This window comes from Nocardioides malaquae, assembly GCF_015070385.1.
Classification (GTDB): Bacteria; Actinomycetota; Actinomycetes; order Propionibacteriales; family Nocardioidaceae; genus Nocardioides; species Nocardioides malaquae.
Genome location: NZ_JADCSA010000013.1, coordinates 39,425 through 61,928 on the forward strand (window position 1 = coordinate 39,425; position 22,504 = coordinate 61,928).

The 22,504-nt window shown below is 71.3% G+C and carries 22 protein-coding genes; 18 read left to right on the top strand and 4 right to left on the bottom strand.

The features are described 5' to 3' along the window. Positions 1–43: 43 nt before the first annotated feature. Both IEQ44_RS12905 and IEQ44_RS12910 read left to right on the top strand, forming a co-directional pair. Positions 44–304, top strand: coding sequence for a DUF4229 domain-containing protein (locus IEQ44_RS12905; protein WP_193638880.1), 261 nt, complete (start codon positions 44–46; stop codon positions 302–304). A 48-nt stretch (positions 305–352) separates the two neighbouring features. Then, on the top strand, positions 353–1,612 hold the full coding sequence (locus IEQ44_RS12910) for a GNAT family N-acetyltransferase (RefSeq protein WP_193638881.1): 1,260 nt from the start codon (positions 353–355) through the stop codon (positions 1,610–1,612). Positions 1,613–1,621: 9 nt separating this feature from the next. On the opposite strand, the gene IEQ44_RS12915 is transcribed toward IEQ44_RS12910, so the two are convergent. Continuing rightward, on the bottom strand, positions 1,622–2,530 hold the full coding sequence (locus tag IEQ44_RS12915) for a 1,4-dihydroxy-2-naphthoate polyprenyltransferase (protein WP_193638882.1): 909 nt from the start codon (positions 2,528–2,530) through the stop codon (positions 1,622–1,624). Between the two features lie 68 nt (positions 2,531–2,598). Between IEQ44_RS12915 and IEQ44_RS12920 the strand changes: the two genes are divergently transcribed. The 4 genes from IEQ44_RS12920 to menD are packed head-to-tail and all read left to right on the top strand — an operon-like array spanning position 2,599 to position 7,381. Next, positions 2,599–3,744, top strand: coding sequence for a DUF5005 domain-containing protein (locus IEQ44_RS12920; RefSeq protein ID WP_193638883.1), 1,146 nt, complete (start codon positions 2,599–2,601; stop codon positions 3,742–3,744). 48 nt (positions 3,745–3,792) lie between these two features. Further along, the gene (locus IEQ44_RS12925; protein WP_319804666.1) at positions 3,793–4,824 is read left to right on the top strand and encodes an AMP-binding protein; all 1,032 of its coding nucleotides are present in this window, start codon (positions 3,793–3,795) and stop codon (positions 4,822–4,824) included. Further along, entirely contained in the window at positions 4,824–5,792 is a 969-nt protein-coding gene (locus IEQ44_RS12930; RefSeq protein ID WP_193638884.1) for an o-succinylbenzoate synthase, read from the top strand. Before IEQ44_RS12925 ends, IEQ44_RS12930 begins: the two co-directional genes overlap by 1 nt. Continuing rightward, on the top strand, positions 5,789–7,381 hold the full coding sequence (gene menD / locus IEQ44_RS12935; protein ID WP_193638885.1) for a 2-succinyl-5-enolpyruvyl-6-hydroxy-3-cyclohexene-1-carboxylic-acid synthase: 1,593 nt from the start codon (positions 5,789–5,791) through the stop codon (positions 7,379–7,381). The genes IEQ44_RS12930 and menD overlap by 4 nt, the downstream gene beginning before the upstream one ends. Positions 7,382–7,420: 39 nt before the next feature. On the opposite strand, the gene IEQ44_RS12940 is transcribed toward menD, so the two are convergent. The 3 genes from IEQ44_RS12940 to IEQ44_RS12950 all read right to left on the bottom strand — a co-directional run bounded on the left by IEQ44_RS12940 (position 7,421) and on the right by IEQ44_RS12950 (position 10,784). After that, the gene (locus IEQ44_RS12940) at positions 7,421–8,680 is read right to left on the bottom strand and encodes a glycoside hydrolase family 16 protein (RefSeq protein ID WP_193638886.1); all 1,260 of its coding nucleotides are present in this window, start codon (positions 8,678–8,680) and stop codon (positions 7,421–7,423) included. 129 nt (positions 8,681–8,809) lie between these two features. Then, on the bottom strand, positions 8,810–10,114 hold the full coding sequence (locus tag IEQ44_RS12945) for an isochorismate synthase (RefSeq protein WP_319804667.1): 1,305 nt from the start codon (positions 10,112–10,114) through the stop codon (positions 8,810–8,812). Positions 10,115–10,118: 4 nt separating this feature from the next. Then, complete coding sequence (locus IEQ44_RS12950; protein WP_193638888.1) at positions 10,119–10,784, bottom strand: L,D-transpeptidase; 666 nt, start codon at positions 10,782–10,784, stop codon at positions 10,119–10,121. Positions 10,785–10,843: 59 nt separating this feature from the next. Here IEQ44_RS12950 and IEQ44_RS12955 point away from each other — a divergent pair, with 59 nt between their 5' ends. The 12 genes from IEQ44_RS12955 to nuoK all read left to right on the top strand — a co-directional run bounded on the left by IEQ44_RS12955 (position 10,844) and on the right by nuoK (position 22,503). Further along, positions 10,844–11,533: a demethylmenaquinone methyltransferase gene (locus IEQ44_RS12955; RefSeq protein ID WP_193638889.1), complete on the top strand. Its 690-nt coding sequence runs from the start codon at positions 10,844–10,846 to the stop codon at positions 11,531–11,533. A gap of 273 nt (positions 11,534–11,806) precedes the next feature. Next, positions 11,807–12,166, top strand: a complete 360-nt coding sequence (locus IEQ44_RS12960) for an NADH-quinone oxidoreductase subunit A (RefSeq protein ID WP_193638890.1) — start codon at positions 11,807–11,809, stop codon at positions 12,164–12,166. Between the two features lie 83 nt (positions 12,167–12,249). After that, positions 12,250–12,804 carry a NuoB/complex I 20 kDa subunit family protein gene (locus tag IEQ44_RS12965; protein WP_193638891.1) on the top strand — a complete coding sequence of 185 codons (555 nt, stop codon included), beginning with the start codon at positions 12,250–12,252 and terminating at the stop codon, positions 12,802–12,804. After that, the gene (locus IEQ44_RS12970; protein ID WP_193638892.1) at positions 12,801–13,646 is read left to right on the top strand and encodes an NADH-quinone oxidoreductase subunit C; all 846 of its coding nucleotides are present in this window, start codon (positions 12,801–12,803) and stop codon (positions 13,644–13,646) included. Before IEQ44_RS12965 ends, IEQ44_RS12970 begins: the two co-directional genes overlap by 4 nt. Then, positions 13,646–14,986, top strand: a complete 1,341-nt coding sequence (locus IEQ44_RS12975; RefSeq protein WP_193638893.1) for an NADH-quinone oxidoreductase subunit D — start codon at positions 13,646–13,648, stop codon at positions 14,984–14,986. Before IEQ44_RS12970 ends, IEQ44_RS12975 begins: the two co-directional genes overlap by 1 nt. After that, a complete protein-coding gene (gene nuoE / locus IEQ44_RS12980; RefSeq protein ID WP_193638894.1) occupies positions 14,983–15,681 on the top strand; it encodes an NADH-quinone oxidoreductase subunit NuoE in 699 nt (232 codons plus the stop codon). Before IEQ44_RS12975 ends, nuoE begins: the two co-directional genes overlap by 4 nt. Beyond that, positions 15,678–16,988 (top strand): NADH-quinone oxidoreductase subunit NuoF, encoded by a 1,311-nt coding sequence (nuoF, locus tag IEQ44_RS12985; protein WP_193638895.1) that lies wholly within the window; start codon positions 15,678–15,680, stop codon positions 16,986–16,988. The genes nuoE and nuoF overlap by 4 nt, the downstream gene beginning before the upstream one ends. Next, on the top strand, positions 16,985–19,408 hold the full coding sequence (locus tag IEQ44_RS12990; protein ID WP_193638896.1) for an NADH-quinone oxidoreductase subunit G: 2,424 nt from the start codon (positions 16,985–16,987) through the stop codon (positions 19,406–19,408). The genes nuoF and IEQ44_RS12990 overlap by 4 nt, the downstream gene beginning before the upstream one ends. After that, positions 19,408–20,754 (top strand): NADH-quinone oxidoreductase subunit NuoH, encoded by a 1,347-nt coding sequence (gene nuoH, locus IEQ44_RS12995; RefSeq protein ID WP_193638897.1) that lies wholly within the window; start codon positions 19,408–19,410, stop codon positions 20,752–20,754. The genes IEQ44_RS12990 and nuoH overlap by 1 nt, the downstream gene beginning before the upstream one ends. Continuing rightward, the gene (nuoI, locus tag IEQ44_RS13000; RefSeq protein WP_193638898.1) at positions 20,754–21,362 is read left to right on the top strand and encodes an NADH-quinone oxidoreductase subunit NuoI; all 609 of its coding nucleotides are present in this window, start codon (positions 20,754–20,756) and stop codon (positions 21,360–21,362) included. The genes nuoH and nuoI overlap by 1 nt, the downstream gene beginning before the upstream one ends. Next, entirely contained in the window at positions 21,359–22,207 is an 849-nt protein-coding gene (locus IEQ44_RS13005) for an NADH-quinone oxidoreductase subunit J (protein ID WP_193638899.1), read from the top strand. Before nuoI ends, IEQ44_RS13005 begins: the two co-directional genes overlap by 4 nt. Next, on the top strand, positions 22,204–22,503 hold the full coding sequence (gene nuoK, locus IEQ44_RS13010; RefSeq protein WP_193638900.1) for an NADH-quinone oxidoreductase subunit NuoK: 300 nt from the start codon (positions 22,204–22,206) through the stop codon (positions 22,501–22,503). The genes IEQ44_RS13005 and nuoK overlap by 4 nt, the downstream gene beginning before the upstream one ends. Position 22,504: the final 1 nt, after the last annotated feature.

The following is a 22,504-nucleotide window of genomic DNA, read 5'->3' on the forward strand; positions in this document are numbered from 1 at the left end:
GTGCGGTCGCCGTGCCACGGAGCCGCGACCTAGAGTGGAAGGCGTGAAGGAGTTCTGGATCTACAACCTGCTGCGTCTGGCGATGCTGGCCTCGTCCGTCATCATCGTGATCGGTGTCTGGTCGCTCCTCGCCGACGAGGTGCCGCTCCTGTGGGCCCTCGTGGTCGCCTTCGTCCTGTCGGGCATCTCGTCCTGGTTCCTGCTGGCACGTCAGCGCGAGGCCCTCGCCCTGGTCCTGCAGCAGCGTGCGGGCCGCGCGTCGGAGCGACTGGAGGCCTACAAGGCACGCGAGGACACGGACTGACCTCACCCGTCGTCCCGTCCGGGACACCGGTCCCGATATCCTGCCCGGATGGAATTCGACGTCCGTACGCTCGATCCCACCGACCCCTCGACCGACCCGGAGCTGCTGCGCGGCTACCTGGCCGCGGTCAACCGGGGTTTCCACGAGAACCGTTCCGGTCCTGAGGGCGAACGCCACTGGCTCGCCGACGTCCGGGGCAACGGCACCCGCCTTCACGGCGCCTGGCTGCCCGAGGGCGTCTACGGCGCGGGGGTCGTGCCCGTCGCGACGGTGGTGAGCTGGCTCGGTTCGCTCAACACCGGCTCGCAGCTGCTCGACCTGCACATGGTCTCCGACGTGACCGTCAGCCCGGCCAACCGCCGTCAGGGCCTGGCCCGCACCCTCATCGAGCGCGACCTCGCCGAGGCCGCCGCGGCCGGGCGCCCGATGGCCGCCCTGACGGTCTCCGAGGCCCCGATCTACCGCCGCTTCGGCTTCGGGCCCTCCTCGTTCTTCTCCAAGGTGAGCGTCGACGCCGGCCCCCGGTTCGCCTTCGACTACTTCGAGCCGACCGGCCGCTTCGTGCACGTAGAGCCGGCTGACCTGGGCGACGTGCCCGCGACGATCTTCGACGCGTGGCACGCGCAGCGCCGTGGCTCGGTGAGCCGCACCGCCTTCTTCGACGCCTTCGTGCACGGTGAGTGGGACTGGAAAGGCCAGAAGCCCGAGATGGGTCTGCGCGCCGTCGTGCACCTCGACGAGCACGACGAGCCCCACGGCTACGTGCTCTACCGCCACGGAGGGTGGAAGCAGGACCACACGGTCACGGTGGAGAGCCTGGTGTCGCTGAGCCCCGAGGGTGAGCTCGCGCTCTGGCACTTCCTCACCGGCATCGACCTGACCGACACGGTGAAGGCGACGGTGCCGGTCGACCACATCCTGCCGTGGGCGTTGCAGGACCGCCGGTGCGTGAAGCGCAGCGGCCCCTTCGACCACATCTGGTTGCGCATCCTCGACGTGGTCGCGAGCCTCGAGGCCCGTCCCTGGTATGCCGACGGCGAGGTCGTGCTGGGGGTCACCGACCACCAGGGGCACGCCGAGGGTCGCTGGGCGGTGCGAGTCGAGGCAGGCCGTGCCACGGTCGTACGCAGTGACGCGCGGCCGGAGGTGAGCCTCGACGTCGCGACGCTGGGCGCCGCCTACCTGGGCGCGGTCGACGTGCCCACGCTCGTGCACGCCGGGCAGATCCGGGGCGACGCCGACGCATTGGCGACCTGGGCGGCGATGAGTGACGGCGGGCCGGAGCCCTACTCGCTCACCTCGTTCTGAGGGTGTCGCTCAGGCGGCGTTGAGGACGACGCTGACCAGCGCCGCCCACCACAGCTGCCCCATGCCGGTGGCCGCCAGCACGGGGATCAGCGCCGGGCCTTCCGCCCCGCCCAGCACGGCCCGCAGGGCGGGCACCATGCGGACGACGAAGACGAGGGCGAGCAGCACGCTCCAGTGGGTGGCGGCGGCGACCGCCACCACGGCGGCGACCGACGCCAGCACCAGGAGGGCGTAGAAGGCGCGGGTACGCGAGTCGCCCAGGCGCACAGCCAGCGTGCGCTTGCCGGCCACCACGTCGGTGGGGATGTCGCGCAGGTTGTTGGTCACCAGCACGGCGCAGGCCAGCGCGCCGATCCCCACGCCTGAGTAGAGGGCGGCCCACTCGAAGGTCTCGGTCTGCACGAAGGTGGTGCCGACGACGGCGACGAGGCCGAAGAAGACGAAGACCATCACCTCGCCCAGGCCCAGGTAGCCGTAGGGCTTCTTGCCGCCGGTGTAGAACCAGGCGGCGACGATGCACACGACACCGACGGCGACGAGCCACCACGCGGTGGTGGCGGCCAGCACGAGGCCGGCCAACGCGGCGACCCCGAAGGCAGCGAAGGCGGCGCGCCTCACCGCGGCCGGAGTGGCGTTGCCCGAGCCGACCAGACGCATCGGCCCGACGCGGTCCTCGTCGGTGCCGCGGATGCCGTCGGAGTAGTCGTTGGCGTAGTTGACCCCCACCTGCAGCGCGAGGCTGACCACGAGGGCCAGCAGGGCCTTCCAGATCACCAGCCCGTCCGCGTACGCCGCCACACCGGTGCCGACGAGCACCGGGGCCAGAGCCGCGGGGAGGGTGCGGGGACGCGCTCCGGCGACCCAGAGCGTGAGTCGGGAGGGGGAGCCGCCCGCGGGGCGTCGTGAAGCCGTGACCACCGGACGATTCAATCAGGTGGCGCTGCGATTCTCCTTCGGGGCTGCGCGACGAGCCGTATCCTCGGTGCATGACGATGCAGTTCCGCCGAAGGGTGGTGCTCGTCGTCATCCTCGTATTCCTCGTGCCGCTGGGGTTGACGGCCTGGCTGACCCGTGCGCCGGTGCCGGTGGCCGAGCCGCGGGACTACCTCGACTGCCTCCCCTTCGAGCAGCCACGCACCGTCGAGGACATCAACGACTTCATCGTCAAGGCCCAGGAGACACCCGGGTTCGTGGGCGGCGACGTCGGCGCCTCGACGCGGTTGTCGGACGGTCGCAGCCTCTGGGTCTTCGGTGACACCCTGAGGCCCGAGGAGGAGCCGGGGGAGTCGATGGTGCGCAACTCGATGCTGCTGATGGGGCAGGGCTGCGCGTCGGTCTACCGGTCGGCCGACAACGGCGCCGCCGTGCCGGACCGTGGTGACGGGGTCGGCTACTGGCCGATGAGCGTGGTGGCCGTGCCGGGGCAGGACGGCGCCGACCGGGTGGCGGTGGGTCTCATGCGGGTCCGGGCCACCGGCCAGGGCATGTGGGACTTCGAGATCGTCGGGTCGAGCGTCGCCCGGTTCGAGGTCCCGGTCAACGGCACACCCGAGCTGGTGGGTGTCACCGACCTGGGGCCGGACGACCGATCACTGGCCAGGCCGTTGTGGGGGGCGGCGGTCGCGCTGCGGGGAGAGCGAGTGCACGTCTACGGCACGGCGACCCCCGGCGACCCCTACGTCTTCGGCTACTCCCTGCACGTGGCGCGCACGACGGTGGACGACTACCTGGACCCGTCGTCGTGGGAGTACTTCGACGGCGTCGGATGGAGCTCCGACCCGAACGCCGCGACCAGCCTGATCCCGGCAGAGGCCGGCGTCTCACGGGTGCTGAGCGTCCTCGAGCGAGATGGCGCCTGGTACGCAGTGAGCAAGCGGTTGGACTTCCTCGGAGACGAGCTCGTGATCTGGAAGGCCGACGCCCCCACCGGCCCGTTCGTGGCCACCACCCCGGTGGCGGACATCCCCACCGACGAGACGTTCCTGCAGTACATGCCACTCGCCCACCCCGACCTCCTCCCGGAGGACGACAGCGTGGTCGTGAGCTGGAGCGTCAACGCCATGGACCCCGCGATCCTGCGGAAGGACCCGCGGCTCTACCGGCCCAAGTTCCTGCGGGTGCCCTTGCCCTAGGCAGTCCCACCTGCTCCGGCCGTTCGCCGCGCCAACTAGCGTGGAGGCGTGGAGTTCCTGCGCCCCTCCGACGACCCGGCCGTCGCCGTCGACCAGCTGTCGGCCTGGCTCGAGGCCGACGAGCCGCAGCGACTCCTCATCGAGACCTCCGGGTCCACCGGCCGACCGAAGCGGGTCGTCCTGACCCGTGAGGCGGTGCTGGCCTCGGTGCACGCCTCCGCCCGGCGCCTCGGCACGCTTCCGGGCCGGTGGGCGCTGGTGCTGCCCTCCTCCTACGTCGCCGGCGTCCAGGTGATCGTCAGGTCGCTCGTCGCCGGCTGGCGCCCCGTGCTCGGTGGGTGGGCCGACGACGCCGGCCCCGCGGCGTACACCTCGCTCGTGCCGACCCAGCTGCACCGGATGCTGCCCTCCGCCGATGACGTTGCTGCCCTGGCCGCCATGGAGGCGGTGCTGCTCGGTGGCGGTCCCATCGACCCGGCTCTGCGCCGCGCGGCCGAGGAGGCGGGGATCCGCGTGGTGGCCACCTACGGGGCCTCCGAGACCGCTGGTGGCTGCGTCTACGACGGTGTGCCGCTCGACGGGGTCGCCGTCGGCATCGCGGCCGACGGCCGGGTCCGCCTCGGCGGTCCCACCATCTTCGCCGGCTACGACGGTGACCCCGAGCTCACCGCCCAGACGCTCGTCGACGGCTGGTACCTCACCTCGGATGCCGGCCGCCTCGACGAGGACGGCCACCTCCAGGTGCTCGGGCGCCTCGACGACGTCGTGGTCAGCGGTGGCGTCAACGTGCCGCTGCCGGCCGTCGCCGCGCGGCTGCGCGAGCACCCTGCCGTCGCCCAGGCAGAGGCCGTCGGGGTGCCGGACGACGAGTGGGGACAGGCCGTCGCCGCCGTCGTCGTGCGGCACCCCGGTCACGCCGACCCCTCGCTCGACGAGCTGCGCGACTGGGTCGCCACCGCCCATCCCCGGTCCTGGGCGCCGCGCCACCTCGTCGTCCTGCCCGAGCTGCCGCTGCTGGCCAACGGCAAGGTCGATCGTCAGGCCCTGCTCGCCGCGGTCGAGGCAGGGGGCGCCGCGTGATGCGTACGCACGTGTGGTCGATCCCGATGCGCCACCGCTTCCGTGGCATCACCGTCAGGGAGGGCGTGCTGCTCGAGGGCCCCGGCGGGTGGGGGGAGTGGAGCCCGTTCCTGGAGTACGCGCCCGAGATCGCCGCACCCTGGCTGCGCTGCGCCGTGGAAGCCGCGAACGGCGGCTGGCCCGCCCCGGTGCGTGACCGGGTGCCGGTCAACGTCACCGTGCCGGCCGTCGACGCCGAGCGCGCCCACGCCATTGTGACCGCCGGGGGCTGCGCCACGGCCAAGGTCAAGGTCGCCGAGCCCGGCCAGACGCTCGCCGACGATTTGGCCCGTGTCGAGGCGGTCCGCGACGCGCTCGGCCCCGGCGGCCGGATCCGCATCGACGTCAACGGCCTCTGGGGCGTCGACACGGCCACCACCTCGATCCCGCTCGTCGACCGGGCCGCTGGAGGCCTGGAGTACGTCGAGCAGCCCTGCGCCGACGTCGAGGACCTCGCCCGCGTCCGCCGCCGCGTCGACGTGCCCGTCGCCGCCGACGAGTCGATCCGGCGCGCCGAGGACCCCTACCGCGTCCGCGACCTCGAGGCCGCCGACGTCGCGGTGCTCAAGGTCCAGCCCCTCGGCGGGGTGCGCGCCTGCCTGCGGATCGCCGAGGAGATCGGCCTGCCCGTCGTCGTCTCCTCCGCGCTCGAGTCCAGCGTCGGCATCGCCGCCGGCGTGGCGCTCGCCGCCGCCCTGCCCGAGCTGCCGTACGCCTGTGGCCTGGCCACCGTGCAGATGTTCACCGACGACCTGGTCACGCGGTCCCTGCTGCCCGTCGAGGGACACCTTCCGGTCGGCCCCGTGGAGGTCGACCCACAGGCGCTGACCCGGCTCGCTGCGCCGGCCGATCGGCGCGCCCACTGGGAGCAGCGCCTTGCCCTGGTGGCGGAGCGACTGCCCGACGTGGGGCAGGATCTCTCCTCGTGAGCGACTCCACCCAGCTGGCCCGCCAGGTCGTCCAGGCCCTGCTGGACGCCGGCGTGCGCGAGGCGGTGCTGGCGCCGGGCTCGCGCAACGCCCCGCTCTCCTTCGCGCTGCTCGCCGCCGACCGGGCCGGTGCGCTGCGGCTCCACACCCGCATCGACGAGCGCAGCGCCGGATTCCTCGCCCTCGGCCTGGCCCGCACCTCGGGACGACCCGTCGCGGTCTCCTGCACCTCGGGCACGGCGGTGGCCAACCTCGCCCCCGCGGCCCTGGAGGCCCACCACGAGCACCTGCCGTGGATCGCCGTCACGGCCGACCGGCCACTCCGGCTGCGAGGCACGAGCGCCAACCAGACCACCGAGCAGGTCGGGCTGCTCCCGCGCGCCGAGGTGCTCGACCTCGCCGCAGGCGACGAGGTCGACGTGCCGGTCGGAGCGCTGCTGGCGGCCCGCGGACCCGTCCACCTCAACGTCCAGTTCGACGAGCCCCTCACGCCCGTCGACGACTGGGTGCCCCGGCCCACCACGGCCCGCCCGCCGGCACCGGCGTCCACCCCCGAGCCGAAGGTGCTGGCCCGAGGGCCGCGTACGGTCGTGGTTGCCGGCGACGGCGCCGGCCCCGCGGCGCGTCTCCTGGCTGAACAGGCCGGTTGGCCGCTGCTGGCGGAGCCGAGCTCCGGGGCCCGCGCCGGCAGTCATGCCGTGCCGGCCTACCGGGTGCTGCTCGGCACCGAGCTCGCCGCGGAGGTCGAACGAGTCGTCGTGGCCGGGCACCCGACCCTCTCGCGTCCCGTGGCCCGCCTGCTCGGGCGCGAGGACGTCGAGGTCGTCGACCTCGCCCCCGACGACCGGTGGCAGCCGCGCCCCTTCCCGGTCGTCGACTCCGCGCCGGTCTGGCGCGTCGGCGACGGCGCCCCCGACCTGGAGTGGCTCGACCGGTGGCGTGAAGCCGGACGCTCCCTGGCGGCGCGCGTGCGGGCCCTGCTGCGGGCCGAGGGCGACGTGACTCCGCACGAGGTCGCCGGCGTCGTCGCGGGTGCCGTCGGCGCCCGGGACCTGCTCTTCGTCGGTCCCTCCAACCCCGTGCGCGACCTCGACCTGATGATGACGCCGCCGCCGGTGGACCGGTCGGCGCGGGTGGTCGCCAACCGGGGTCTCGCCGGCATCGACGGCGTCGTCAGCAGTGCCATCGGCGCCGCGCTGGCGCATGGTGCAGAGGGCCGGACGATCGCCCTCATGGGCGACGTCACCTTCCTGCACGACCAGGGCGGTCTGGTGCTGGGCCCGCACGAGCCTCGCCCCAACCTGACCCTCGTCGTCGTCAACGACGACGGTGGATCCATCTTCTCCCTGCTGGAGCAGGGCGGCGCCGACCACGCCCACGCCTTCGAGCGGCTCTTCGGCACCCCGCACGGGGTGGACCTCGCTGCGCTCTGTGCCGCGACACGGACACCGCACTGGCGTGTGGAGTCGGTCGCCGAGCTCGAGCACGCGCTCAGCCAGCCGGCCGGAGGCATCGAGGTCGTCGAGGTGCGCGTCCGGCGGGACAACCGCCGTGAAATCGACGAACGGGTCAGGAACCTTCGTCCCTGACCCGTTCGGTCACGTCATGCAGTGTGAGCTGGGCTCACCTCAGCTGCCGCCGGTCTCCCAGATGCGCATCCAGTCGACCTGCATCTGCTCGTTGATCTTCTTCTCGCTGCGGGCACGGCCCAGCTCCCAGTCGGAGGAGAGCAGGGAGAGGATCGCGTACTGCTCGGTGCCGGAGACACCCTTCTTGCTGCGCCACGTCTCCTTGCCGTCGATGCGGAAGACGTAGGACTTCGGGGTCCACTCGACGGAGAAGACGTGGTAGCGCTTGAAGACGTCGTCCTTCTTGCCCAGCACGCTGGGCACGTTCTTCAGGTAGCCGCCGGTCTTGACCGAGTTGTACGTGCCGTTCCTGATCTTGCCGATCCGGTGGTAGGTGAAGCTCGACAGGCCCATGGAGCCCTTCGGCCCGGCGTTGGCACCGAACGACTCGATGATGTCGATCTCGGCGCCAGCCTGCTTGGGGTTGGCCGTGTGCGGGTCGGGTGCGACGGGCTGCAGCCAGAAGGAGCCGTGCTGGCCCTGGGCGCGGGGGAACTTGACGCGGGCCGCAGCAAAGCCGTACTTGAAGCTCACGCTCGACTGGGTCCCGATGTGGCCGTTGAGCCGGTAGTTGAACTTCTGCTTCTTGCCGTCGGAGACCGCGCGGCACTTCTTCTTCTTCGCCGACTTGTCCTTCAGGACGCTGAGTCGCACGACGCCACCCTTGACCTTCACGGCGTTCTTCGCGCCACGGGAGCACGCCCGGCTGCTGAGCGGGTCACGGTACTGCTTGCGGTGCTCCCAGCTGTCGGACAGCTTCTTGCCGTTGAACTCGTCGGTGAACTTCGAGGTGAGCCAACGCTCGGTGGACTCCGCCTTCGACGTCTTCTTGCCCACGGCGACGCGGTAGGTCGCGGCCTTGCCGCCCCGCTTCGCGGCGGCGTGGAAGACGTGCTGGCCACGGCGGTCAGTGGTCGCGGAACCGACCTTCTTCCACTTCTTGCCGGCCTTCGCCTGCAGGGTGACGGCGGTGGCGCGCTTCGGCTTCACCTGCACCAGCACGGCGCTCTTCGCCTTGGCGGACTTGGCCGTCCTGCCACCGGGCTGCGCGATCTGCGGCAGCACGCGCACGGTCACCTTCTTGGCCTTGCGCGCACCCTTCTGCTTGCGGGCGGTCGGAGCCTCGGTGGTGATGGTCGGGGAGGCGCTGGCGGAGCTGCCCGCCTGGCCTCGGGTCTCGGCACTGGACGCACCTTGGTTGAGCGCACACGCAGACAGCAGCATCGTGGCTGCGAGCGCGGCAATACGCCGTGAAGTCATGGGTGATTCCCCCGGGAAAGGTGGTGGTGAGCCGGTCCCGGCAGTGGGACCGTGCTGCTGAACTGTCCTGCCACAGGCTAACGGGTCCCACCGACGGCTTGGCCAATCCGCGAACCCGCGGACGCCAGGTCAGGCGCGGGTCAACGCGTCGCGCACCGGCACGAACTTCGCCTGCGACTCGGCCAGCTCCGCCTCCGGGGCGGAGTCGCCCACGATCCCGCAGCCCGCGAAGAGGCGGACCCGGTTGCCCTCCACCCGGCCCGAGCGCAGGGCGATGCCCCACTCGCCGTCGCCACGGGCGTCGATCCAGCCGACCGGCCCGGCGTAGCGTCCGCGGTCCATCTGCTCGATCTCGGTGATGAGCTCGGTGGCGACCGCCGTCGGCGTGCCGCCGACGGCGGCCGAGGGGTGCAGGGCCTCCGCCAGCCGCAGCGACGACACGGTCGCGGCGTCGTGCACGACCCCGTTCACGTCGGTGGCCAGGTGCATGACGTTGGGCAGGTGCAGCACGAAGGGCGCCTCCGGCACGTTCATCGACGAGCAGTGCGGCTCGAGCGCGTCGGCGACCGAGCGGACGGCGTACTCGTGCTCCTCGAGGTCCTTCGAGCTGCGCGCGAGGGTGGCCGCGAGCGCCAGGTCGCGCTCGTCGTCGCCGGTGCGACGGATCGTGCCGGCCAGCACCCGCGAGGTGACCAGGCCGCGCTCGCGGCGCAGCAGCATCTCGGGGGTGGCGCCGAAGAGCCCGTCGACGTGGAAGGTCCAGCAGGTCGGGTAGTGCGAGGCGAGGTGGGCCAGGGGTGCGCGGACGTCCACGTCGGTGTCCGCGGTGGCGACCAGGTCGCGGGCGAGCACGACCTTCTCCAATGCCCCGGACTGGATGCGGCGCACCGCGTCGGCCACCACGCCCATCCAGCTCTCGGAGTCGAGCGCACCGTCGCTGAAGGTGACGCCGGCAGGACGGACCACCGGGGTCATCGGCGTCGGGCCGGAGGGGGACGCGCCCTCGGCGTGCACGGTCGTACGCCACGCGACGGCGCCGCGGCGGCCCAGCACCACGCTGGGCACGGTGAGCACCGAGTCGCCCGGGGCGTCGGCGAACGCGAAGGAGCCGAAGGCGACCAAGCCCGTGCCCGGCTCGTCGACCGCGTCGTGCACGTCGGCCTGCGCGGTGACCTCCGACCACCACTTGTCGGCGTCGCGGAAGCGGGCGGAGCCCGACGTCCGCACCTGCGTCGCGATCCCCCAGCCGACGAGTCCCTCGCCCTGTCGCAGCCAGGTGACGGGCGAGTCCTCGGGCAGGTGGCCGAGCAGGTCGTCGAGGGTCGACGCATCCACGGCCTCGGTGCGCACCACCAGGCGCGCGGGCGCCGGGGTAGGCGTCGGAGCGGTCGTCACAAGCCACCAGCGTACGCCCGTGCCCGCGGCCGACCGCACCGGCTCACGACCGCCAGACCACCACGCGGTCGCCCACGACGACCTGGTCGAAGAGCCGAGCCGCTCCCGCCGCGTCGCGGAGGTTGACGCATCCGTGGGAGGCGCCGGCGTAGCCGACGGCCGCGAAGTCGGGGGAGTAGTGCACCGCCTGGCCGCCGGAGAAGAACATGGCGAAGGGCATAGAGGTGCCGTAGAGGCTCGAGACGTGGTCGCGCGACTTCGCGAAGACACGGAACTCACCCTCCCGGGTCGGGGTGGAGCTGCCGCCGAACCGGGCCTCCATCGTCGTCGTCACGTCCCCGTCGACCACCCACCGCAAGGTCTGCGTGGTCTTGTCGACGCAGATCACCCGACCGGTGCGGCACCGGGCGTCCAGCCCGGCGGAGGAGGGATGGCTCGGTCGCTGGGTGGGCTGTTGGGTGGGGGTGGCCGCTGGCCGCTGCGTCGGACGGGGCTGGGTCGGACGGAGCCGGGGCTCGGCCGCCGGTGTGGACGGAGCGCTGGGAGAGGGACGGGCCGCGGGCACCGCTGCGGGGGTCGGCGCGCGGTGGTCCGGGCTGCTCCACAGCAGGTCGGTGTGGAGACGGCCCCCGCCGGCGACCAGGAGGAGGGCGACGGCGACGGTCAGGGTGACCGAGGTGAGGGCGCGGAGTGCGCGGCGGGTGTCCATGTCCTGAGGACGCGGAACCGGTGCCCGGGGTTGCACGCGATCTGCGTAGGCTCGCCTGCGTGGCCCGCGCTGAACTCGACAAGAAGCCCTCCGACGTCCGTCGCATGTTCGACGCCGTGGCGAAGCGGTACGACGTCACCAACACGGTGCTCTCGGGCGGTCAGGACGCGACGTGGCGGCGCGAGACCTTCGCCGCGATCGACCCGCGCCCCGGTGACCGCGTGCTCGACCTCGCGGCCGGCACGGGGGTCTCGTCGGTGCAGTTCCACGAGGCCGGTGTGCGTGTCGTGCCGTGCGACTTCTCGGTCGGGATGCTGCGCGTGGGCAAGGCCAAGCACCCCCACCTGCCCTTCGTGGCCGGTGACGGGACCCGCCTGCCCTTCGCCGACGACACCTTCGACGCCGTGACGATCTCCTACGGCCTGCGCAACATCGTCGACCCCCTGGCCGGTCTGCGGGAGATGCGTCGGGTGACACGCCCGGGCGGACGTCTCGTGGTCGCCGAGTTCAGCCACCCCACCTGGGCGCCGTGGCGCACGCTCTACCTCGAGTACCTGATGAAGGCGCTGCCCGCGATCGCGAGGGCCGTCTCGTCGAGCCCGGACGCCTACGTCTACCTCGCGGAGTCGATCCGGGCGTGGCCCGACCAGGAGGGCCTCGCCGCGCTGCTGGCGGAGGCCGGCTGGTCGGACCCGGAGTTCCGCAACCTCACCGGCGGGATCGTGGCGCTGCACCGCGCCACTACGTGACCGACTTCACGCGGCATCGACCGGGGAGTCGTCGGCAGCGTGGCGCGCCTCGGCGCCCACGCAGCTCAGCGCTGCTCGTGCGCCGGCCGCAATTAGGTGACGACGACGTGCGCTAAATGCGCAGGTCAGCGCCCGAGTCACGAGTTGGTCACCCCGGGGTGACGCCGTCGGCACGGGGTCCTAGACTGACGGTCACAGCCATTCGTGAATGAATTCACAAGGTCACAAGTGTGATGACGTTCACGTGGGAACCGCCCAGGAAGGGAGTGGCACGTGGAGCTCTACACACCAGTGCTGGCGCTGGTCGTCCTCGCTGCCGGATTCGCGATCGCCTCGATCGGTATGGCCGCGATCATCGGCCCGAAGCGCGCCAACAAGGTGAAGCTCGACGCCTACGAGTGCGGCATCCAGCCCACTCCGCAGCCCCTGGGTGGTGGGCGCATCCCGGTGAAGTACTACACCGTGGCGATGACGTTCATCATCTTCGACGTCGAGATCATGTTCCTCGTCCCGTGGGCCATCTACTTCGACGAGCTCGCCTGGTTCGGCGTGATCGCCGTGCTGCTCTTCCTCTTCAACATCACCCTCGCCTACGCCTACGAGTGGCGCCGTGGCGGGCTGGACTGGGACTGAGCCGTGGCTGACTCGAGCGTGCTGACCACCAACCACCGCTGTCGCCGGGCCGCGCGACAGCACGCAGCGAAGCGAGGAGTGTCGTGGGCGTAGAGGACAAGCTTCCGAGTGGAGTGCTGCTGACCACGGTCGAAGGCCTGGCGGGCTACTTCCGCAAGGCCTCCTTCTGGCCTGCGACCTTCGGGCTGGCGTGCTGCGCCATCGAGATGATGACCTCCGGCGGCCCGAAGTACGACCTGGGTCGCTTCGGCATGGAGGTCTTCCGGGCGAGCCCGCGCCAGGCCGACCTGATGATCGTGGCGGGCCGGGTGAGCCAGAAGATGGCGCCGGTGCTCCGCCAGATCTACGACCAGATGCCCGAACCCAAGTGGGTGCTCGCCATGGGCGTGTGCGCCTCCTCGGGCGGCATGTTCAACAACTACGCGATCGTCCAGGGCGTCGACCACGTCGTGCCGGTCGACATGTACCTGCCGGGTTGCCCGCCGCGCCCCGAGATGCTCATCGACGCGATCCTCAAGCTCCAGAAGCAGGTCCAGTCGACCAAGATGGGGCCGAACCGCCTGGCCGAGATCGAGGAGCGCGAGACCGTGGCCCTCAACGCCCTGCCCACCTCCGCCCAGCGAGGAATGCTGCGATGACGGACACCCCGAAGCAGAGCACCCCCAGCGAGCCCGGCAAGGGCCGTCCCGACAGCGAGGACGCCACCCCCGACTCCGCCCGCCAGCAGACGAGCCCGGCCCGCGAGGACGCCGTCGTCTCGACCCCGGAGGTCCACCCGGACGGCGACACGGTCTCCAGCGAGGTCGTCGGTGACGGTACGCAGGTCGACGCCGCCGTTGGCGTCCGTCGCGGCATGTTCGGTGTGACCGGCACCGGAGACGTCTCCGGCTTCGGCGGCCTGGTCGCGCCCACCGTCTTCCCGGGTGCCTCGTCGCAGCCCTACGGCGGCTGGTTCGACGAGACCGCCGACGCGCTCACCGAGCGGCTCACGAGCGACGGGGTCGCCGATGCGGTCAGCCACGTCGTCGTCGACCGCGGTGAGATCACCTTCCACGTGCGTCGTGAGCACCTGCTCGCGGTCGTCCAGGTGCTGCGTGACGACGAGAAGCTGCGCTTCGAGTTCCTGGCGTCGATCTCCGGCGTCCACTACCCCGACGACACCGGTCGCGAGCTGCACGTCGTCCTGCACCTGCTGTCGATGAGCTACAACCGGCGCATCCGCGTCGAGGTCACGGCGCCCGACTCCGACCCCCACGTGCCGAGCGTGGTGGCGGTCTACCCGACCGCCGACTGGCAGGAGCGCGAGGTCTGGGACATGTTCGGAGTCATCTTCGACGGCCACCCCGCGCTCACGCGCATCCTCATGCCCGACGACTGGCCGGGCCACCCGCAGCGCAAGGACTACCCCTTGGGCGGCATCCCCGTGGAGTACAAGGGCGCCACCACACCGCCCCCCGACCAGCGGAGGTCGTACAACTGATGGACACGCACGAGGACGTCTACGCACCCACCGCCGAGACGAGTCAGGGCCGCGTCTTCAACGTGAGCGGCCAGGACTGGGAGTCGATCACCGAAGGACTCGGCGAGGCCGCCCAGGAGCGGATCGTCGTCAACATGGGTCCCCAGCACCCGTCGACACACGGCGTGCTCCGCCTGATCCTCGAGCTCGAGGGTGAGACGGTCACCGAGGCCCGGTGCGGCATCGGCTACCTGCACACGGGCATCGAGAAGAACATGGAGTACCGCACCTGGACCCAGGGCGTGACCTTCTGCACCCGGATGGACTACCTCTCCCCGTTCTTCAACGAGGCGACCTACTCCCTCGGCGTCGAGCGTCTGCTGGGCATCGAGGACCAGGTCCCGGAGAAGGCCCAGGTCATGCGCGTGCTCCTGATGGAGCTCAACCGCATCTCCTCGCACCTGGTGGCCGTCGCCACCGGCGGCATGGAGATCGGCGCCCTGACGGTCATGACGATGGGCTTCCGCGAGCGTGAGCTCGTGCTCGACCTCTTCGAGACCATCACCGGCCTGCGCATGAACCACGCGTTCATCCGACCCGGCGGCGTCGCCCAGGACATGCCGCCCGGTGCCCTGGACGACCTGCGTGACTTCATCGAGCTGATGAAGAAGCGGCTCCCGGAGTACGCCGACATGTGCAACGCCAACCCGATCTTCCGCGGGCGCCTCGAGGGCGTCGGTCACCTCGACCTCGCCGGGTGCCTGGCGCTCGGCATCACGGGTCCTCCGCTGCGCTCCACCGGCTACGCGTGGGACCTGCGCAAGACCGAGCCCTACTGCGGCTACGAGACCTACGACTTCGACGTCATCACGTGGGACACCGCCGACGCCTACGGCCGCTTCCGGGTCCGGCTGGCCGAGATGTGGGAGTCGCTGCGCATCGTCGAGCAGGCCACCGACCGGTTGGCCGGCCTCGAGGGCGCCCCGGTCATGGTCGCGGACAAGAAGATCGCCTGGCCCAGCCAGCTCGCGATCGGGTCCGACGGCATGGGCAACAGCCTCGACCACATCCGCCACATCATGGGTGAGTCGATGGAGGCCCTGATCCACCACTTCAAGCTCGTCACCGAGGGCTTCCGGGTGCCGCCCGGGCAAGCGTACGTCCCCGTGGAGAGCCCCCGCGGCGAGCTCGGCGCCCACGTCGTCTCCGACGGCGGCACGCGCCCCTTCCGGGCGCACTTCCGCGACCCGTCGTTCGTCAACCTGCAGGGCACGAGCGTGATGTCCGAGGGCGGCATGGTCGCCGACGTGATCGTGGCGATCGCCTCGATCGACCCCGTGATGGGAGGAGTGGACCGGTGACCGACCAGCCGCTCGACGACAAGACCTGGGACGAGCTGCGCGAGATCGCGGCCCGCTACCCGCACAAGCGCTCCGGCCTCCTGCCGATGCTGCACCTGGTGCAGTCGGCCCAGGGGCGGATCACCCCCGAGGGCATCGAGGCGTGCGCCGAGGTCCTCGACCTCGCCCCCGCCGAGGTCAGCGGGGTGGCGACCTTCTACACGATGTACAAGCGTCGCCCGGTCGGCGACTACCACGTCGGGGTCTGCGTCAACACTCTCTGCGCCGTGATGGGCGGCGACGCCATCTGGGACCGACTCAGCGGCCACCTGGGCTGCGGCAACGACGAGACGGCGGAGAAGCGTCCCGAGGACGCCGCCACCGTCTCGATCGAGCGGATCGAGTGCAACGCCGCCTGCGACTTCGCCCCCGTGGCGATGGTCAACTGGGAGTTCATGGACAACCAGACGCCGGAGTCGGTCGTCGAGTTCGTCGAGGAGCTCCGCGCCGGCAACGAGGTGCGCTCGACCCGGGGGCCCGTCGTGGGCACCTGGCGGGAGAACGAGCGTGTCATCGCGGGGTTCAACGACGGTCGCGCCGACGAGGGCCCCTCCGGGGGACCGGCCTCGCTGCGCGGCACCGAGATCGCGCGCGAGCGCGGATGGAGCGCGCCCGACGCCGGTGCGGCTGCCATCGGAGAGGGTGAGTCGAAGTGACCGACACCTTGACGCCCGTCCTCACCGCCAACTGGGGTGACGACCGGTCCTGGACGCTCGAGGCCTACGAGGCCCGCGGGGGGTACGCCACGCTCGGCAAGGCCTTCGCCGCCGAGCCCGACGCGATCATCTCGATGGTCAAGGACTCCGGCCTCCGTGGCCGGGGGGGCGCCGGTTTCCCCACCGGCATGAAGTGGGGCTTCATCCCCCAGGACAACCCCAACCCGAAGTACCTGGTGGTCAACGCCGACGAGTCCGAGCCGGGCACGTGCAAGGACATCCCGCTCATGATGGCCAGCCCGCACACGCTGGTCGAGGGCGTCATCCTCTCCTCCTACGCGATCCGCGCCCACCACGCGTTCATCTACGTGCGCGGTGAGGTCACCCACGTGATCCGCCGGCTCCAGCACGCCGTGGCGGAGGCCTACCTCGCCGGCCACCTCGGCAAGGACATCCACGGCTCGGGCTACGACCTGGACCTGGTCGTGCACGCCGGCGCCGGGGCGTACATCTGCGGCGAGGAGACCGCGCTGCTCGACTCGCTCGAGGGCCGTCGCGGTCAACCGCGCCTGCGCCCGCCCTTCCCCGCGGTCGCCGGCCTCTACGCCAGCCCCACGGTGATCAACAACGTCGAGTCGATCGCCTCCGTGCCGAGCATCGTGGCCAACGGACCCGAGTGGTTCTCCTCGATGGGCACCGAGCGCTCCAAGGGCTTCGGCATCTTCAGCCTGTCGGGCCACGTCAACCACCCCGGCCAGTACGAGGCGCCGCTCGGCATCACGCTGCGTGAGCTCATCGACCTGGCCGGCGGGATGCGCGACGGCAATCGCCTGAAGTTCTGGACCCCTGGTGGTTCCTCCACCGGCATCCTCACCGACGAGCACCTCGACGTGCCCCTGGACTTCGAGTCGGTGGCCGCCGCCGGCTCGATGCTCGGCACCCGCGCGCTCCAGCTCTTCGACGAGACCACCTGCGTGGTGCGTGCGACGCTGCGGTGGACCGAGTTCTACAAGCACGAGTCCTGTGGCAAGTGCACCCCGTGCCGAGAGGGCACGTGGTGGCTGGTGCAGTCGTTGCGCAAGCTCGAGCAGGGCGAGGGCACCGAGGCCGACCTCGAGGTCATCCTCGACCAGTGCGACAACATCCTCGGGCGCTCGTTCTGCGCCCTGGCCGACGGTGCCGTGGGCCCCATCACCTCGTCCATCCAGTACTTCCGCGACGAGTACGTGGCCCACCTGACGCACGGGGGTTGCCCGATCGACCCGGCCGCTTCGGCCCTCTTCGCACCCGCAGGAGCGCAGGCATGAGTGACAACCAGCCCCAGGAGACCGTCACCTTCACCATCGACGGCATCACCACGACGGTGCCCAAGGGCTCCCTGGTGATCCGGGCGGCGGAGGAGGTCGGGATCCAGATCCCCCGCTTCTGCGACCACCCGCTGCTCAAGCCCGTGGGTGCCTGCCGCCAGTGCCTCGTCGAGGTGGCCCTGCCCGGCCCCGACGGCGAGCTGCGCCAGATGCAGGGTCCGCCCGGCCGGATGAAGCCGCAGCCGTCGTGCACCCTGGTCGCCTCCGAGGGCATGGAGGTGAAGACCCAGCTGACCTCCGCCGGCGCCGACAAGGCCCAGCAGGGGATCATGGAGTTCCTGCTGATCAACCACCCGCTCGACTGCCCGGTCTGCGACAAGGGCGGCGAGTGCCCGCTGCAGAACCAGGCGATGAGCAACGGCCGGGGTGAGTCTCGCTTCTCCGAGCAGGGCATGGTCAAGCGCACCTTCCCCAAGCCGATCAACCTCTCGCCGCAGATCTTGCTCGACCGCGAGCGGTGCATCGTCTGCCAGCGCTGCACCCGCTTCACCGACGAGATCGCCGGTGACCCCTTCATCGCGCTCGTCGAGCGTGGCGCCCAGCAGCAGATCGGCATCGCACCCGACGCGCCGTTCCTCTCCTACTTCGCCGGCAACACGATCCAGATCTGCCCGGTCGGGGCCCTGACCAGCGAGGACTACCGCTTCCGCGCCCGTCCCTTCGACCTGGTCTCCACCCCCTCGGTCGCCGAGCACGACGCCTGTGGTGCCGCGATCCGCGTCGACCACCGCCGCGGCAAGGTCACCCGACGCCTCGCCGGTGACGACCCCGAGGTCAACGAGGAGTGGATCACCGACAAGGACCGCTTCGCCTTCCACTACACCCGCACCCCGGACCGGCTGACCCACCCGCTGGTGCGCGACCGCGTGGAAGACGGCGGCGACGGGCAGCTGCGTCCGGCGTCGTGGCCCGAGGCCTTCGCGGTGGCTGCGCGCGGACTCGCCGCCGCCGGCGCCTCCGCGGTGCTCACCGGTGGTCGCCTGACTGCGGAGGATGCCTACGCCTACTCCAAGTTCGCCCGGGTCGCCCTGGGCACCAACGACATCGACTTCCGGGCCCGCCCGCTGAGCGGTGAGGAGACCGACTTCCTCACCGCGCACGTCGCCACCTCCGCGACCGACGCCCCGTCGGTGACGTACGCCGACCTCGAGGCCGCGGGCACCGTCGTCCTCGTCGGGCTGGAGCCCGAGGACGAGGCCGGCACCCTCTTCCTGCGCCTGCGCAAGGCTGTCACCCACCACGGCACCCGGGTGGTCGCGGTGGCCCCGCTCGCCTCGCGCGGGTCGCGCAAGCTGTCCGCAGAGGTCGTGCTCACCGCGCCCGGCGACGAGGCCGCTGCCCTGGCGGGGCTGTCGCTGACCGCGGGCGACGTGGTCCTGGCCGGTGAGCGTCTCGCGACCTCGCCCGGGGCGTACGCCGCCGTCGCCGACCTGGTGGCCCGCAGCGGAGCCCGCTCCGGCTGGGTGCCGCGCCGTGCCGGTGACCGTGGTGCGGTGGACGCCGGCTGCCTGCCGACCCTCCTGCCCGGTGCCCGTCCGGTGGCCGACGCCGCCGCCCGTGTCGACGTGGCCAGCGCCTGGGGCGTCGACTCGGTGCCCTCGGGCGCCGGCCGCGACGCCGACGCGATCGTCGCCGCCACGGCTGCCGGCCAGGTCCGCGGGCTGGTCGTGGGTGGCGTCGACCCCGACGACACCGCAGACCCGGCCGCCTTCCGGGCCGCGCTCGAGGCGGCCGCGTTCGTCGTCTCCCTCGAGCAGCGCGAGACCGACGTGACCCGACTGGCCGACGTGGTCCTCCCGGTGGCCCCGGTGGTCAACAAGGCCGGCACCTTCGTCACCTGGGACGGCCGCGCCCGCGCCTTCGACACGGTGCTCGCCGACCCGATGACCCTGCCCGACCTGCGTGTCCTCGCCGGCATCGCCGAGGAGATGGGTCGCCCGCTCGGCTGGCGGACGGTGCAGGAGCTCCGCACCGAGATCGTGCAGCTGGGTGCGTGGGACGGTGCCCGTCCCACCGAGGTCTCCGTCGGAGACGCTGCGGTCGCCCATGGTGAAGGTCTGCGGCTCGCCACGTGGCGCCAGCTGGTCGACCTCGGCACCCTGCAGCAGGGTGAGATCCACTACCAGGCCACCGCTCGACCGGCCGTCGCGCGCCTCGGCGCCGACGACGCCGCGGGGCTCGGCCTGGCCGACGGCGACCTGGTCACCGTGACCGGTGACCGCGGCTCGATGACCTTGCCGCTGGAGGTCGCCGACGTGGCCCCGGGCGTGGTGTGGGTGCCGATGCGGTCCACGGGCCTCGGCGTGCTCGCCGAGCTCGCCTCCCCGGGGAGCACGGTCGTCGTGAAGGGAGTCCAGTGATGTACACCGCCGCGGACGGCGCGCTCAGCGCCTTCGGTCAGGACCCGCTGTGGATCGTCATCGTCAAGGCGGTGCTGATCTTCCTGGTGCTCGTCCTGCTGACGCTCTTCAACATCTGGTTCGAGCGTCGTGTGGTCGGCCGCATGCAGCACCGGATCGGGCCGAACGTCAACGGTCCCTTCGGCCTCCTGCAGTCGCTCTCCGACGGCGCGAAGCTGATGTTCAAGGAAGACATCATCCCGAAGGCGGCCGACACGGTCGTCTTCCTGCTGGCGCCGCTCATCATCGTGGTGCCCGCCTTCGTGACCTTCGCCGTCATCCCGTTCGGTCCGGAGGTCAACCTCTTCGGCACCCAGACCCCGTTGCAGCTCACCGACATGCCGGTGGCCGTGCTCTTCGTGATGGCGATCGCCTCGATCGGTATCTACGGCATCGTGCTGGCCGGGTGGTCGTCGGGCTCGACCTACTCGCTGCTCGGCGGCCTGCGCTCGAGCGCCCAGATGATCTCCTACGAGATCTCGATGGGACTCGCGCTCGTGGCGGTCTTCATGTACGCCGGCTCGATGTCGACGGCCGAGATCGTCGAGGCGCAGGACGACCTCTGGTTCGGCCTGATCCTCGCCCCGTCGTTCGTGATCTACGTGATCTCCATGGTCGGCGAGACCAACCGCGCGCCCTTCGACCTCCCCGAGGCCGAGGGTGAGCTGGTGGGTGGCTTCCACACCGAGTACTCGGGCATGAAGTTCGCGATGTTCTTCCTCGCCGAGTACATCAACATGGCGATGGTCTCCGCGCTCGCCACCACCCTCTTCCTGGGTGGCTGGAAGGCGCCGTGGGGCGTCGAGCACCTGTGGGAGGGCGCCAACGAGGGCTACTGGCCCGTGCTCTGGTTCTTCGGCAAGCTGCTCCTCTTCATCTTCATGTTCATCTGGCTGCGCGGCACCCTGCCCCGCCTGCGCTACGACCAGTTCATGGCCTTCGGCTGGAAGGTGCTCATCCCCGGTGCGCTGGGGTGGGTCGTCCTCGTCGCGCTCGTGCGGGTGATGTCCCTGGAGAACACCTTCGACCGCGGCACCCTGGTGCTCGTGGCCGCCGGGGCCGTCATCGTGGCCGCCATCGTGCTGTTCTGGCCGAGCCGGTCCGGCGGCGCCGAGGAGCCCACCGCCCGACCCGTCGTGGTCACCGGTGACCCGGCATTCCCCGTCCCGCTGATGACCGCCGGTGCGGTGCGGGGCGCGGCTGCGCCCCTCACCTTCGGCGCCCCCGGCGGGACACCGACCACCGTGCGGGGCGAGAGCGGCCCGGGCGACGACGTACGGACCTCGACCAGCCAGGAGGAGAACTGATGGTTGACACCACCCGGTCGTCCGACGAGGGACCCGCCTCCCTCAAGGACCAGCTGTGGAACCCGATCGCCGGATTCGGCGTGACGTTCCGGACGATGTTCAAGAAGGTCGTCACCGAGAAGTACCCCTTCGACAAGCAGCCCACCGCGCCGCGGTTCCACGGGCGTCACCAGCTGAACCGCTGGCCCGACGGCCTGGAGAAGTGCGTGGGCTGCGAGCTGTGCGCGTGGGCCTGCCCGGCCGACGCCATCTACGTCGAGGGTGCCTCCAACAGCGAGGACGAGCGCTTCAGCCCCGGCGAGCGCTACGGCCGCGTCTACCAGATCAACTACCTGCGGTGCATCCTCTGCGGCCTCTGCATCGAGGCGTGCCCCACCCGGGCGCTGACGATGACCAACGAGTACGAGCTGGCCGACTCGACCCGGGAGTCGCTCATCTACGAGAAGTCCGACCTCCTGGCTCCGCTCCTGCCCGGCATGGAGCAGCCGCCCCACCCGATGCGCCTGGGCGACGACGAGGGCGACTACTACCGCGGCGACTTCGCCGCCCGGGACGCCCGGAGCGGCGACGCGAAGACCCCGGACCCGCAGAAGGAGGCCGAGCAGTGACCGCCTTCTGGATCCTGGCGCCGATCATGGTCCTCGCCGCGCTGGGGCTGCTCGTCGTGCGCAAGGCCGTGCACGCCGCGCTGCTCCTGGCGACCGTGATGATCAGCCTCGCGGTGCTCTACCTGTCGCTCGAGGCCCCGTTCCTCTTCGTGGTGCAGATCATCGTCTACACCGGCGCCATCCTGATGCTCTTCCTCTTCGCCCTGATGCTGGTCGGCGTCGACGTCGCCGACTCGGTGGTGGAGACGATCCGTGGCCAGCGAGTGGCCAGCGTCGTCGCCGGGCTCGCCCTCGGCACCCTGCTGCTCGTCGTGCTCGGACAGGTCGGCTACGGCACCGTCGTGGGTCTGGAGACCGCGAACTCCGACGGCAACATCGAGGGCCTCGCGGCGCTGCTCTTCTCGCGCTACGTGCTGGCGTTCGAGGCGACCGCCGCACTCCTCATCACTGCGGCCCTCGGGGCCATGGTGCTCACCCACCGGGACAAGGGACCGCGCGTGACCCAGGCCGACCTCGCCGCCGAGCGCATGCGCGCCTACAAGGAGTCGGGCAAGCACCCCGGACCGCTGCCCGCCCCCGGCGTGTACGCCCGGCACAACGCCGTGGACACCCCCGGCCTGCTGCCCGACGGCAGCCCCGAGCCGTCGTCGGTCTCGCGGGTCCTCGCGGCGCGCGGCACGGTGCGCTCCGCCCCTGCCGAGGCTGACCGGATCGACGACGTGCTGCGGCAGGTCGCGGGCCAGCCCTCGCCGGGCCCGGTGGTGGCCAACGAGGAGCAGGGCGCAGCACAGAACGCGACCGACGTCGTTGACGAGGCCGGCGAGTCGAAGGGAGACCGGGCATGAGTGTCACCCCGTTCATCGTCCTCTCGGCGATCCTCTTCACCATCGGCGCCGTGGGCGTGCTGACCCGGCGCAACGCGATCGTGGTCTTCATGTGCGTGGAGCTGATGCTCAACGCCTGCAACCTCGCGCTGGTGAGCTTCGCCAAGCTGCACGGCAACCTCGACGGGCAGGTGGCCGCCTTCTTCGTGATGGTGGTGGCCGCAGCCGAGGTGGTCGTCGGGCTGGCGATCATCATGACCATCTTCCGGACCCGTCGCTCGGCCTCGGTCGACGACGCGAGCCTGCTGAAGTACTGAG

What these genes read in the sequence shown, in the direction of transcription:
- IEQ44_RS12970 (WP_193638892.1), top strand. Translation starts at nt 12,801, where the DNA reads ATGACGGACACCCCGAAGCAGAGCACCCCCAGCGAGCCCGGCAAGGGC.
- IEQ44_RS12920 (WP_193638883.1), top strand. Translation starts at nt 2,599, where the DNA reads ATGACGATGCAGTTCCGCCGAAGGGTGGTGCTCGTCGTCATCCTCGTA.
- IEQ44_RS12930 (WP_193638884.1), top strand. Translation starts at nt 4,824, where the DNA reads ATGCGTACGCACGTGTGGTCGATCCCGATGCGCCACCGCTTCCGTGGC.
- IEQ44_RS12975 (WP_193638893.1), top strand. Translation starts at nt 13,646, where the DNA reads ATGGACACGCACGAGGACGTCTACGCACCCACCGCCGAGACGAGTCAG.
- IEQ44_RS12940 (WP_193638886.1), bottom strand. Translation starts at nt 8,680, where the DNA reads ATGACTTCACGGCGTATTGCCGCGCTCGCAGCCACGATGCTGCTGTCT.
- IEQ44_RS12910 (WP_193638881.1), top strand. Translation starts at nt 353, where the DNA reads ATGGAATTCGACGTCCGTACGCTCGATCCCACCGACCCCTCGACCGAC.
- IEQ44_RS12990 (WP_193638896.1), top strand. Translation starts at nt 16,985, where the DNA reads ATGAGTGACAACCAGCCCCAGGAGACCGTCACCTTCACCATCGACGGC.
- IEQ44_RS12950 (WP_193638888.1), bottom strand. Translation starts at nt 10,784, where the DNA reads ATGGACACCCGCCGCGCACTCCGCGCCCTCACCTCGGTCACCCTGACC.
- nuoH (WP_193638897.1), top strand. Translation starts at nt 19,408, where the DNA reads ATGTACACCGCCGCGGACGGCGCGCTCAGCGCCTTCGGTCAGGACCCG.
- nuoK (WP_193638900.1), top strand. Translation starts at nt 22,204, where the DNA reads ATGAGTGTCACCCCGTTCATCGTCCTCTCGGCGATCCTCTTCACCATC.
- nuoI (WP_193638898.1), top strand. Translation starts at nt 20,754, where the DNA reads ATGGTTGACACCACCCGGTCGTCCGACGAGGGACCCGCCTCCCTCAAG.